Origin of the sequence: Pseudomonas juntendi (genome assembly GCF_021560075.1) — a bacterium.
GTDB lineage: Bacteria > Pseudomonadota > Gammaproteobacteria > Pseudomonadales > Pseudomonadaceae > Aquipseudomonas > Aquipseudomonas juntendi.
This window is the reverse complement of record NZ_CP091088.1, coordinates 3,989,059-4,002,545: the sequence shown is the minus strand read 5'-3', so window position 1 is coordinate 4,002,545 and position 13,487 is coordinate 3,989,059. Positions and strand designations below refer to the sequence as shown.

Genomic DNA, 13,487 nt, shown 5'->3' with positions numbered 1-13,487 from the left:
TAGGGGCGGCGTGCCGTTGCGCTGATTAACGCGGGTCACATGGAGTTGGATATAAATGAACAGTAAAGCACCTGTGCGGGCTCAAGCCGTGGGTATTCAATCCCTTGAAGAATTTCTGCGTAAAATGGAACAGGGCGCGCAAACCGTCAAGTGGGATGCGCTGCTGGTGTTTGACAGGGCGGCGACCAATGCCCTGCTGACGCAAGAGTACATTGACCGTATCGATATCGAGGAAGCATTTTTCCCCAAGCTGAAGGACGATGTGGTTGACTCAGGTAACGGTATCAAACATGTTCTGAATGGCCTGGTACTCGACAAGCCTCGGCTGTCTTTCGAGAACGCAACTATCGCGTATTCCAAGGGTAAGTTGCAGATGCGCCTGGTGGGCGGAAAGCATCTTGAAGTGATTGACACGCCTCACGCTGGCCAGATGGTCAGGAGCGTAACCGCCTTGGTTATCTATAATGCCGCTAACCGCGGCATACTGGACATGGACATTGACCTGAGGGCAGTACAAGGTTCCGTCAATGATAGCGGCAAGGTATTGCTTGACTTGAAGGACGGCACGGAACATGTCTTCAGTGGAGGGGCGACTGGGCCTGAGAGGATACGGTTGGGTATTTATTTCAAGGGACAATTGGACAGTTGGAGTAAGGAGATTACGCAGTTCCCGCTCAGCGAGATGGTGGTTGATGCTAACTCGCCTATAAACCCAGGGGTTTTTGGTATTCGCACTCACGCGGCGCCGGGAGGCGCCTTGCTCGGCTCCGAGAATTTTGGTGAAGGCGCGGTGGTTGTGTTTGTTGCCATGCAAGGCAGTAAGCCTGGTGATTACCCCCATGACGATAGCGCATTGCTGTACATGTTGCCCGCTGCGGTAGAGCCGTATACGAGTAATCTGGTACTCTCGCAGAAATTTATAGCTAATCAAGCCATTAAGCGTGGCTTGGATCAATTTGAATGGATAAATGGTAAATTCGACGTTAGAGAGCTGCCCGGCGAACGCTATGAACTGGTTGCGAATGGACAGACGGCTCACTGGATAAGTTACGAATATTATGATGAGGGTCATGGAGGAACGCTGCAGCCTTGGCGCTGGAAGCTGTCGGTTAATGGAGTTCACGTTCCGCTGTTTTCTCCGGGCGATAAATTTGTATTCGAGGGCAGATCGCTTAAGGCGCACTGGCACACCGAAGTTGTGGCAGGAACTGTGGTGTATTTTATTCAGACCGGAGATTCGGCAGGACGTACTATAAATCTAGATATTAATGCGATTGTATCTATTGATGCTAGTTATAAGTTTGTGGTTGATGATGCCGAGGTTAAGCCGGTCCTAAAGTTTGTGATGGATGATGTAAAGGTTAATACGAAAATCGACATCCAAGATGATTTCGGTTCTGGCGACGCGGCTTCAGCCGCCAGGGAAAATTCCGCAAACATTGTAGTTGGGTTAGAAACCAAACTGGCATCGGAATTCGAGGCAAAAGCCAGCGAACTCATGGATATGACGTTTGAAATCGACGCCTTACGCCTCAATAATTTGCTCTTCCGTGGCGAGAACGTTGTCGAACCGCGCGACGTGTCCCTGCCGACCGACCTGACCCTGCTGGGCAAATTGGCGCCCAAGCGCACCACGATGGTGATAAGCCCTTCGGAGCCGATCGTGGCAAGGGGTGGAGTCATCGAATTCAGCGTTTCTCCTGCGGCGGCCAGTGTCAACTGGACCGTGAGTAACCTCCCTGGCGAAACCGGCGACACAGGGTCGTTCAAAGACCCCTCGGTAGGGCGGTATACGGCCCCCTCCGATGACGCGTTGCTGAGAGAAGGACAACGCCGGTTGATCGTAACGGCCACCAGTGGGGAGCTGGTCAGCAAAGCACTGGTTAGTGTTGTACCAAACCACATCACGGTCAGCCCCTTGGTGGCGGTGGTGGGTGTAGGCAGATCCTTTGCGGTGTCCGCGGGTACTCCCGACGGTGCTGCAGTGACATGGGATACTCCCGAACTGGGCACAGTCGCCCCGGATGACGATCCGCTGAACCCCGGGGGTTACAAATATACCGCACCGTTAGAACTGCCAATTGGCGACGGGACCAAGCCGGAGCACTACGGCGAGCTGCGCTTGGACGAGGTCACCGTTCGATCTGTGGGAGGCCACTCGGCGAAGATTGACATGCTGGTCGTTGGCTCCAAGAGCTCCAATTACTGGATGGAGCCAGAAGTCAGAGACGATGGCAAGGTGGCGCTTCCGTTCTACAAGTTGGACAAACATAAGCAGAAGGTCAAGGTTCCTGAGCCAATCGAATGGACTGTGCTTCGCGGCGGTGGGTCCGTCGACCAGGATACCCAAGTGTACACGCCTGGCAACGATGGGAACGACCAGTACGTAATCATATCTGCTTTCTGGGTCAACGATGATTGGTTCGACACCCACGACTACGTTATCTTGCCACTGCCGTTCGTCCCCGGGCCTGCTTACACCAATATCCTTAATGGCGTCAAGACTTCCCATGGTCTGGAGGAGGTGTGAGATGGAACGTAGGCTTGCTTCGCCGGAAGAACAGAAAACCTCTGTACGGCAAGATTGGGGGGGCGTGCTTGCCCTGGACCGCAGCTTGCTTGACCTGGTACTTCGTGAACAATACCTGGAAGCACTCGGTAACTTCGGTGCGATGGACCCTATCCATCTCGAGGCTTACCTCGATGAGGGCCAGCGAATCGGCGTTACCCTGCAAGGGCTGGTGCTGGGGGTGCCCCAAGTCAGCTTTGAACATGCAACAGGGGTCGGCTCGGGCCTGACGCTGCGGATGAACATTATCGCCGGGGAGTACATGCGGGTCTTGGGGCTTCCTGGCAGACCCAAGCGCGTGGTGGAAAGCTTTACCCTTACCGAAGCCATGGGCTATCGGGTCGAAGCGCCGCTGGAAGTGTGGGTCGGCCGACCCAAGGGGAGCCGGCATACCCAACTGCAACTGAACCTTGCCAGCGCGGACAGCTACTCTACCAACCTTGGGCCAACCCCCTATGCCCAGGCCATGCTTGGCCGGCGCCTGCAGCAATCGATCAGCTATATGCGGGCTTACCAGCACACCTATTCCCTGGGCAGTTTCGTCATGGACGACTACTACCCGCTGAGCCCGGAGCAGTTCATGGTCAATACCATGGCCGCACCTTGGGGGCAAAGCGAAGGCAGCCCTCGGTACGGGGACGGTGCTGTGCTGGTTTTCATGAAGTTGGGCATCGACTTGCGCCCAGGCGGCCAGCTACCCCCAGGCACCGACTTCCCTTACCCGATTGCCGAGGGTGCGAGCGATCTGCCGGGTACGCTGATCCTTGTACCGGACATTGCGGAGCTGGGGGCGGGGGAGGTAAAGGATGTGCTGAGTACCTTCAGCCTGCCCAGTGGCCATGAGTTCGTGATGCGGGCATCAAGCTCAGACGCAGATCTTGTCTTGACCGGAAACTGGCAAAAAAAAGCGGGCGCGTTAGCGGTCGAGCCTGCCTTCGCGAATGTGGTAACTGGGCAGCCCATCGCGTTCACTGCTGATGGCGCAACGGGCCAGGTACTGTGGTCGGCCACCAACCTGATGCGCCCCAAGGCGGTTGGCACATTCAATGGCGCCAGCTACAGCCCAACCCCTGCAGACAGTTTTGTGCAGGACCAGCAGATGGTGCTGGTAACCGCGACTTCGCCTGATGGCCCTGATCCGGTGCTTAGCCACGCGTTGGTAGTGGAAAGCGCCCGTACGGTACATGTAGCACCGCGTGTTGCCACGTGGGTGACAGGGGACGCCCCGATCGAGCTCCGCGCCTCTAGTGCCGACGGCGGTAGCCTGCAGTGGAGCCTGGTCGAGGCGGTGCTTCTGTCCAACGGCACTAATCGGGTTCAACCGCTCGATCAGCCGCTAGGGGAGCTGGACGACAAAGGTAATGGTCGGGCCATTTTCACGCCCTATCCGCCTAGCAGCAGCCGCGATTTCGAGGTCCAGCGGATCCGTTGCACCAACCGGCTTACCGGGGATAGCGCCGAAGGTGCGGTGGTAGTGATTGGCTGGGAGGCGGACCTTAACGTGGTTCCGTTTCACGTCGCACAGGGGCTGTCGATGCAGCCTACACCGTTCACGATAATGTCTCGGGAGTTCGAGCAAAACCTCGGTCGTGCTGTGACCTGGACGGTACATGGGGAAGGTGAATTCCACGACAGCGTATACATCCCCCCGCAAAGCCCGCAGTTGCCGATTGCGGTGGTGACTGGGTTTGACGGCATTGAGCGCACCGGCTACGCCATCGTGGAGTTCAGCCAAAGCCGGCAGGACAAAATAGCCGGTCTATTGTCATGGGAGACCATTGCCAATTTCGAACTTAGAGCCATCGGTGCACCGCAGTGCTACGCCAATGGTTGGCAGCAAGTCGAAGTCGAGGTCACCGTTGCTGCTGCCGATGATAGCAATGGTAACCCGGTCGAGATCTCCGACGCCGATCTGGCCACATTGAAGTTCTTGAATGCTGATAACAACAACGATCTGCCGTTCCTGGCGCCGCTGGAGGAAGCCTTGGCTGCCGGAGATGATGACGCGCCAGACTGGGCGGTCAACAGGGTTGCCAACGATATCCAGCGTCAACCTGGATTGCAAGTTGGAGGTAGCGCGCCTTTGCGGGCCAGAAATCGCCGGTTTTTCCTGCATTCACGTAAGCCGGGGGTGATCGGGGTGATTGCCTCGATACAGAACACCCTGACAGGGAAAGTGGTTACGTCTGAAAACCTTGGCGAAAAGGGTAAACTGGAATTGCGCGGGCAGGACATTCCGTCCTTTACCCAGGAGCTGTACTCTTTCAAGCGCACGCGTGTGGCGGGGGATACGTCACCGTCTGAAGGGGATGAGTTCGCTTACATCGACACCAGTACAGACAACTGGTTGCTTGAGCACGTTATCAAAGAAGGCCGGATAACCAAGTTTGCACGACTGTTTATCAAGGATTCCGATAGAAAATCGGCTGTGCGTTGGTCGTGGCAGCCGGGCTCGTCTACCCCCCCTGTCCAAGACGACGACTTTGTCAGCTTTACCGGGTTTTCATTCGAGTCGAGTAATGGCCAGATAAAGGACGAACTGTTGTTCGACGGGCTGCTCTACCGCATGGCCAAGAATCGGGCCTATGCATTGCCAGATAGGGTGCTAGGCGCAAAGCCGGGTGCCGGGCAATTGATGATCACCCTGCAGCGGGATTCAGGGTTTGTGCTGTCCTGTGGTCTTGAAGATCCAGGTTATCGCAAGGCATTGGAACGGGACTTGGAGTTTACCCTGCTGGATGTGGAGGGTAATACGCATCCATTGAAGTTTACGTTTGCCGTCACGGCGGAAGAAGAAAGGGCGGGCATTACCCATCGCGACGTCCTGAAACTCTCGATTCGTTGAGCAATGGCTCACCTCAGCGCACATGGGCACTGGGGTGAGCTGCGACACAACCTCCTTCGGATGATTAATAATATGGCTATTGAAACAGTAGTTCATTCCAATGCATTCAATGCGTCGGGTTTTGTCCAGAATGCGGTCGATCCGCGCACTGGCCAGTATGCGATGAGTATCAACCTGCCCCCCCTTGTCGGTAACTATCAAGCTGGCCCAGACCTGCCGATTCGCCTGGTATTCAATCCATTCAGCGACAAAAATACTGGCTTTGGCCAGGGTTGGTATATCGAACTTACCCAATACATTCCGACAACTCGCATGTTGCGGCTTCATACCGGCGAAAGTTTCCGGGTGACTGGGTCTGGCAACGAGCCAGGCATTAAAGAAAGAAAGCTCGAAACGTTCCGCTTTTTCGAGGAGAGTGTAGAAGGCAAGAAACAGTATCGTGTGGTTCACAAATCCCACATGGAAGAAATCCTGAGCGAGTACGGTACCAGGGATAATCTAGTTGCATTGCCTTCAGAAGTTCGCGCGGCATCGGGCCATCGTATCCTGTTGAAGTATGACAATAATCAACGGCTGGAGCGGATTATCGACGGCACGGACCTGGTATTGCTGGAAATCAGCTATGGCAGCACGGTAAACCTCAAATTGCATCCCTATGCCAATGATGGCAAGCCGGTCGCAGAGTACAAGCTCAGCCTGGTCGATGGGGAGTTGCGCCAAGTTGACTTGCCAGGTGAGGCTGGTGGCAACTGGCGTTTTGAATACACCCTCGCCAATGGGCTGACTTGCCTGGCCAAGGTTTCGACACCCTACGGTAGTGTGGAAGATATTCGCTATGGGGAGAATGGCGATACCGGCCACCTGCTGCCAGGGGGAGGGACGCGGGCAGCGATACCGCGGGTAACCTCTCATGCAGTCAACCCTGGCGCCGCCCAGCCGTCGATGAAAACCACCTACACCTATACCATCTTGCATGAGGGGATTCAGGCCCCTCACAATTTTGTAGGTAATGGCAGCGATGTCACTTGGCGTGACGATGGCGAAGACAACCTTTATCGCGCCAGGTCCAATTACCGGTATGCAAGTACGGCCCACCAATGGGGCAAGGGCGCGGATGGCACGGATCAGGTGTTGCGTACCACCGAGCGTACTTACAACCGTTTCCACTTGCAGGTGAGTGAGGTCGTTGTGCAGGGCAAGAACCAACTCGCCAGCAGCACCACGTACCACGGCAATCCGGCAACTGAATTCGACAATCAGCCGAGCAACTTCCAGCTACCGCTGGAACAACGCAGCAGATGGTCAGTGCAGGGGGATGCCTCCCGGGTGCGCGAGGAGCCTGCCACCAGAACCGAGTATGACCTGCACGGCAATCTGATCGCTCAGACCTTGCCCACCGGGCAGCGTACCGTTACCGAGTACTACCCGGGCGAAGATGATCCGGACGGTTTCGTGCGTAACCCGAAGCGCGTGACGCAATACCCTGCAGAGGGTGGCGACGAGCCTGCACCGATCTTGCGGCGACACTTCGAGTTTGAAGCGCTCCCCCGCGTGGTCTACCCGGCTCGCTCTGCCAAACTGCCCGCGTCCGATTGGTTGGTGCTGACGCAGGAAAGCCTGTTGGAAGTGGTTGACGGGGTAGAGCAGGCGCCTTTGCAGGTCACTACCACGCGCCCGGTCAATGTTGCCACCGACCTGCTGCGCCATGGGCGCCCTTTGCTGCAAACCTTGACCATGGGCGGTAAAAGCACCAATACCGCTTTTACTTACAGCACCGATGACCTTGATGGGCACCCTGTATTGGTGACCGAGCAGCAGGTGACGGGTTTCGATAATGGCGAGATCGACCCAGTGACCGGCCTGCCGCGCAATGTTTGCAAGGTAATCACGCTGAAGGATTCGATACTGATTGGCGAGCCCATTCTGAATCGCGATGACAACGATATTGAGATCGAGTACGCCTACGACGCTCTGCGCCGTGTGATTCGGGAAACAGTGTCGCCCAATGACGATAAGTACAAGGCGTCCCGTACCTACGCATACGGGCTTGTGAGCGGGGCCGGTGGCCAGGCATTGCAAAGCCGAGTGGATGTTAAAGGGGTTGCTGTCCGCTCGTACATCGATGGCCTGGGGCGAGTGGCCAGGGAGGAGCGTCATGATGCCGACGTCGACGGTGGGGATGCCCTTCTGCGCCAGGTCTTCCGCCCGATTAATGCGTTTACCTACGATGAGCTTGACCAGTTGACCGAAGCAGTCGAATACGATTGGAAAGGCGCCGAGCAAATGCCGTTGGCGACCCGGTATGAATACGACGACTGGGGGCAGCAGCGGTGCGAAATCGGTCCGGATGGTGTCAAGCGGTACCACGAGCAAGACCTGATCGGGTCTAACCCTTTCGGTGCGGACCCCAATGGCAACCTGCCTACCCAGACCGTGTGGAGTGAATCTGCCGATGGCACAATGAGCCTGGGCAAAACCACCACCTGGCTGAATTTGTTTGAGCAACCTGCCCTGGTTCGGCGATTCGACCTGGCGAACAAGCTGTATGCCAAACATGAGTATTTCTATGACGGGCTGGGGCGAAATGTGCGCGAAATCGATGCACGCGACACCACCACCCGCTCCAGTTATGACGTGTTCGGCCGTTTGGTGGACCAGACCCTGGCAGACAGGTCTGTGGTGCATCGCGACTATGCCGTGCACAGCAGTGAAGACCTGCCGATCAGTATCAGCGTCGGTGGCATCATGCTGGGTGAGCAGGTTTTCGACGGCCTCAACCGAATGATCACCTCCATTACCGGGGGGCGGGCGCGCCACATGCAGTACGAGCCAGGCCAGACCAAACCAAGCAAAGTGAAGACGGCCGCCGGCAATGTCATTGAGTACCAGTACCTTCCGCAGTTGGGTGAGGAGCCTCAAGTGCGGCGCATTCCGGGCCGCCAGGCGGATTATGAATTCGACCCGCATAACGCGCGGCTCACCTGGTGTAAAGAGGAGGGCGAAGAGCTTGCCCGGGCCTATTTCAGTACAGGCCAGATCAAGCAGGAAACCCGCACGATCGGAAACGAGACCTGGTCAATGGAATATGGCACCAGCCTGTTGGGGCGGCAGTTGTTCTATAAAGATGTTCTCGGTCAGACGCAGACTTATGCCTACTACGCCAGTGGCCTGCTGGAGCAGACTGCGCTGGGGTCTACCAGCAGCCGGTTCTTCTACGATGGGCTGAGCAATACCCAATGCATTCTCACGCTCGACGGTACACAAGGGTTGGCCACGGAACTTGAGTATGACCACCAGGGGCGCGAGTGCCTGCGCAGATTCGTGTTCCTGAATACCGTGGTCGAGGCACCGATCGAAGGTTTCCAGTTTGCCAATGATAGTGTGCAGGCGCTGGTGGACACAGCGGGGCTGCTGGTGCAAGGGATTCAGGTGCTGGAGCAGGAATACAGCCTGCTTGACCAGATCACGTTCAAACGCCTGTCCGAAAACGGTAGTGCCTTGCGTGAGGAGAGTTACAGATATGACCGGCGTGGTCGCCTCGAGGAGTATGCCTGTGACGGATTGCTTTCCCACAGCCCGAAAGACCCGGCTGGTAAAACCATTCGTCAGCAGTACTTCAATTTTGATGCGCTCGACAATATCACCTGGGTACTGACTGATTTCGAAGAAGAGGACGGTAGTAAAGACTCAAATGAGGCCACGTACCTGTTTGAAAATGACGACCCTGCCCAGCTGACGGGTGTGACTAACACGCATGCAGACTATGCCGACTTCACCCTGGAATATGATGAGGACGGCAACATGAAGGTCGATGACAGGGGCAAGGTGTTGACGTATGACGCCTTGGGGCGTCTGAGCAGCTACGATGGTGGCGGTTACAGCTACGACCCTCTGGACAGGCTGTCAGGCCAGGAGGCATGAAGCAGCTGCTGTGAAGATCGGGGTGTGAAGCTAATGTCGAGCAGTCAAGCGCTTGAGACCCCTTTGCAGCCGATCGCCGGCAAGCCGGGCTTCCACAGGAGCAGGGCAGACCTCAAGTTTTGCCCGGCCCCTGTGGGCGATTCTATGGTTTCTGGCAAGGGTAGCCGGAGCATCTTCAGCGCCTGTGAGATCGAGCGCCGCCCGCGCGGCGCAATCGCGAGCTGCGCTCGCTCTAACAGGCGCTGCCATACCTTGTGGCAAACACCTGTCAGCCCTAAGGCGATCCCTGTGGGAGCTGGCTTGCCGGCGATGGGCTGCAAAGCGGCCCCATGGCTGCCACCAAGGCTTAGCTGACCGGCATCGGGCCGTGAGGCCCGATTTTTCAACGCTTACGGTATGGCCACCGTGAACTGCACATCACTGTTGGCGGAACCAGCGGTTACCTGTGTATCGATCGCTTTGTAAGCCGCAGAAAACAACATGTCAGTAGGTTTGCTGTCATGCAGGGGATATTGTTTGGAGGCGATTCCATTGTCTACCGGTGTACCCACATTGTCCTTGATGATCAAGGCCAACCCCGTGGCGCCACCTGGCTCCAGGGCGTACAACGTGCCGCTGGCGCCGGCGCCGCCGTAACTTCCGGTGAAGGTTACGCTGGTATTGGCACCGGGGAGCAGTATGCAGCCGCCACCGGGGGTAAGGCGCAAACCGAAGGCGCGGTTTGCGGCCTCATCATCTGGCTGCTTGAACTGGGCAGTGGATACTTCGCCCATGTAGATCCTGCTGGCGGGCAGGCCGGTTGAAGGGTCGATGATTTCAACTGCACAGGTCCCGCTGTGGACCTGGCCAAAGAAGTTGATTGAACCCGTGTTTGCAAGCGCTTGTTGGCTGGAAATTGCCAGTCCAAAGGCTACGACTAAGGGCTTCATATAAGCTGTCCTGTTACAGGTAAGTCGGAATAGCAAACGAGCCCAAAGGGCTCGATTGAGGTGACGCAAGGGGCTCAGGGCAGGCTCGACAGTGCTTTTTGCATCGGCGTGGTGGCGACCCCGTAGTCATTGATGGTGGTAAAGGTCAGTTGCAAGCCAGTGAGCGTTTTGATTTGGGTCAGGTCATAAACCTGCAGATCAAATGGCCGCGCCATGGCCATGGCCTGGATTGCCTCTGTTTTGCCTGCACTGCTGACTTCCAGGCGGCCGAATGTGTAATGGTAGGGCGTTGGGTTGTGTACCACGAGTTCGACACGCCCAGCGCGTTGGCGCACGGACCACTCCAGCTCACCGATGCGCTCTGCGGGCCGGTCTTTCAATTCTTTGGGGCGATAGAAAAGCTTCAGGCGCGTGCGCAGCGCAATATTGAGTACGTTGACATCCCCCGGCGTTGCTTCGGGGATCTCCTGAACATTGAGGTAGAACAGCGTTTCCCGATCCTTGGGCAACTTGTTGGGCAGGCGGCTGATCTGCACCATTTGCTCCTTGCCGGGGTCCAGGCGGAACAACCCGGGCGAAGTCGCCAGAGGGACGGCTGTATCGGTGTCGTCCTTCGCGGTGTTGACCCAGGTTTGCACCGCATAGGGGCGGGGGCTGGGGTTGGCGATCACTACAGAGGTGCTGCTGTTGTCGCTGTCGAACACGATTCGCGTGGTATTGACGGTTAGCGCTGCCTGAGCGGTCTGCATCATGCTCGCGAAGCAAATACCCAAGGCAAGGCGGCGCAGGTGAATCTTCATCTGGCGATACCTTTTGAATGGTATGAAGACACCTCAGGCGACGTCAGTTCGCCTGAGGTGCTTTCTCATGGGATGTTGACAAGAAATTGCACATCGGTATTGGCGGTGCCGGCGGTGACCCCGGTGCCAATGGACTTATAGGCCGCAGAGAAAATCATCGTGGTGGGGTTCGCGTCATCCAGTGGGTAATCCTTGGAAGGCGAGCCGTTGTCTATCGGTGTACCGGCATTGTCCTTGATAATCAAGGCCAAGTCGGCTGCCCCGCCTGGCTCCAGCGCATACAGCGTACCACCAGTACCGGCACCGCCATAGGCGCCAGTGAAAGTCACCTGGGCACTGGTATTAGGGGTTACAGTACAGCCATTACCTGGGGTCACGCGCATGCCGAAGGCGCGCGATGCAGCTTCATCGCCTGTGGCTGCGAACTGCGAAACGCTGACGTTGCCCATGTTGATGCGGGCTACCGGCAGGCCGGTCGACGGGTCAATGATTTCGATCGGGCAAGTACCGGCGTGCACCTGGCCGTAGAAGTTGATCGAGCCAGTATTGGCGAGTGCTGCATTGCTGGCAAGGCCAAGCAAGATGGCAAGCGGGATAAGCTTCTTCTTCATGTTGTACTCCACTGTGGACCCGTTGTAGGCAGGGCATTTCGGCCTATGGATTTCTGCCGAAAAACTTGACGGCAGGGGGAGAAAAGATTAGGTCGTTTGGGAATGGTCGCATGTAGGAAAATACTGATAAGTACATAGTAAAAGCCTAATGCGTGATTCTGCTTCAAGAGTGAGTCGCTTCTTGCCGCCCGACAACTGGTAAAAATGCCAGTTTTCAATGCTGCCTGATTATGGGCCTATCAGTGCTTTGTTGATGGGAGTGGGGCATGAGCAATCACAAAGAGAAAGAAAGCAATAAGCCTGTGGCTAAAGAAGTCTCGGACTCAGCGGCCGCCGCAGAGTCTGCGATATTGCTCCTCTATGCCCTTAACGATGAAACACAGCTGAACGGTTTATGGGCAAAGCGCCATGCACTCATTGGTCACGATATGGACTGGCCTGAGTTGGTGGTTTCCGAGCGCGAGATGAACAGAACGACTTGGGAGCTGAGCTTGGTGCATCTGGGTTACCCAAAGTTGCGGTTCGAAACGTCAGCGCGAACATTGAAACTGGACAAGAACCTGCTGACCGACCTGCGGCTATCGTTGAATACACCTATTGGCATGAATGCGCGCCAGGCTGTGAGAATCGAGCAGTCGGACGCCAGCGCGGGCAAGGTGCTTGAGGTGACCCTCGGTCTCAACAGCAGCCATATCGAATACCACAAATGGAAAGGCAGTGAGGCGGTGGTGCACTGGGAGCAACCTGCCACTTACGTGATAGCAAATGACCGATTGAGCGCCGACCGGTTCAAGGAGCACTTCGAGCCCTTGAAGCGCATGAAGGTCGCGACTTTGTCAAAGCCAGTTTCTGTTGCTCTTGACGACGTATGGGTTTATTTCGAATGTGACCAGTCACGAATCCGGGTCAACGTCTTCAACGGCCCGGGTCAGGTAGCCGCCCAATCAGATCCGATTCTGGTGCCGGCATCCGAAGACGTCGCTATCGCCTTTGAGGTCGGGGCATTCCCAATCACCCTGACCCAGCTGCCGCCAGTGGACAAAGACTGGGTAGTTGGTCTGTTCGCGCCCAGCTGGTCAATGAAGTGGACCCTGGGAGGGTACATACCGCCGGGCAATTTTTATTTTGCCGTATATGCTCTTTCTGGCTCTGAGATGGCGCAATCCAAAGTAAGTACCCTGGCGCAGGCGCTGAAGTGCTCTCCACTGATTAGTTTTTGCGATTATGGAGGCGATCTGGAAGAGATCCAGCTGATGTCAGCGGGAGCGCAACCAGTCTGGGGTGCGGAGGGCACACTGCATGGCGAGTTGCTCGTGCAGAACGGCAAGCACTACTACAAACCGCCGCAATCACTGCCAGCAGCGGTGCGTTTCAATACGGGGGGAGACACATTCATACCTGCCGCCTGCCGCGCGTCCCTGGTTACTCCGACCGAGACAGATATCATTAAAGTAACAGACACGTGGCAGGAGGCCTATGCCACGTTTGTGATTCGCTGGGTATATCCCACGCACTTTATCCGGGTTGCCCGGCACGCCCTGGGCCTTAAACTTTCACTGTTTTACTTAAACGGACGTCAAGAGGAAAAAGCGGTTGCGGACTCGCAGGTATCGTGGCGGGTTCTTGCGGGTAATGGCTCGGTTATTGCTGGCGTTTTCAGGCCAGATGTGAGCAACCCAAGCCCTTACTCTGTCGTCATGGGGGAGGACACCTTCGCTGTGGATGAATGGCGCTGGGGGCTGACAATCATTGCGATGCCGATGCTCGATATTGACACGTTGGTCGACTACTACTCGCGTTGAGCAATGGCCC

Annotated in this window: 7 protein-coding genes; 4 read left to right on the top strand and 3 right to left on the bottom strand. The window is 56.4% G+C overall.

Translation table 11 applies throughout. The annotated features are described in order from the left end of the window. Nucleotides 1-55: 55 nt before the first annotated feature. The 3 genes from L1P09_RS18600 to L1P09_RS18590 all read left to right on the top strand — a co-directional run bounded on the left by L1P09_RS18600 (nucleotide 56) and on the right by L1P09_RS18590 (nucleotide 9,335). Nucleotides 56-2,530, top strand: a complete 2,475-nt coding sequence (locus tag L1P09_RS18600) for a hypothetical protein (protein ID WP_235767974.1) — start codon at nucleotides 56-58, stop codon at nucleotides 2,528-2,530. Between the two features lies 1 nt (nucleotide 2,531). Next, a complete protein-coding gene (locus tag L1P09_RS18595) occupies nucleotides 2,532-5,414 on the top strand; it encodes a hypothetical protein (RefSeq protein WP_154211375.1) in 2,883 nt (960 codons plus the stop codon). Nucleotides 5,415-5,486: 72 nt separating this feature from the next. Beyond that, entirely contained in the window at nucleotides 5,487-9,335 is a 3,849-nt protein-coding gene (locus L1P09_RS18590; protein ID WP_054905933.1) for an RHS repeat domain-containing protein, read from the top strand. Between the two features lie 389 nt (nucleotides 9,336-9,724). On the opposite strand, the gene L1P09_RS18585 is transcribed toward L1P09_RS18590, so the two are convergent. From L1P09_RS18585 to L1P09_RS18575, 3 genes are all read right to left on the bottom strand, one after another. After that, nucleotides 9,725-10,264, bottom strand: coding sequence for a fimbrial protein (locus tag L1P09_RS18585; RefSeq protein WP_054906171.1), 540 nt, complete (start codon nucleotides 10,262-10,264; stop codon nucleotides 9,725-9,727). Nucleotides 10,265-10,338: 74 nt separating this feature from the next. Further along, on the bottom strand, nucleotides 10,339-11,064 hold the full coding sequence (locus L1P09_RS18580; protein WP_009681876.1) for a fimbrial biogenesis chaperone: 726 nt from the start codon (nucleotides 11,062-11,064) through the stop codon (nucleotides 10,339-10,341). 65 nt (nucleotides 11,065-11,129) lie between these two features. After that, the gene (locus L1P09_RS18575; protein WP_054906172.1) at nucleotides 11,130-11,675 is read right to left on the bottom strand and encodes a fimbrial protein; all 546 of its coding nucleotides are present in this window, start codon (nucleotides 11,673-11,675) and stop codon (nucleotides 11,130-11,132) included. A gap of 266 nt (nucleotides 11,676-11,941) precedes the next feature. Here L1P09_RS18575 and L1P09_RS18570 point away from each other — a divergent pair, with 266 nt between their 5' ends. Next, the gene (locus L1P09_RS18570; protein WP_235767973.1) at nucleotides 11,942-13,477 is read left to right on the top strand and encodes a hypothetical protein; all 1,536 of its coding nucleotides are present in this window, start codon (nucleotides 11,942-11,944) and stop codon (nucleotides 13,475-13,477) included. The last annotated feature ends 10 nt before the right edge of the window (nucleotides 13,478-13,487 follow it).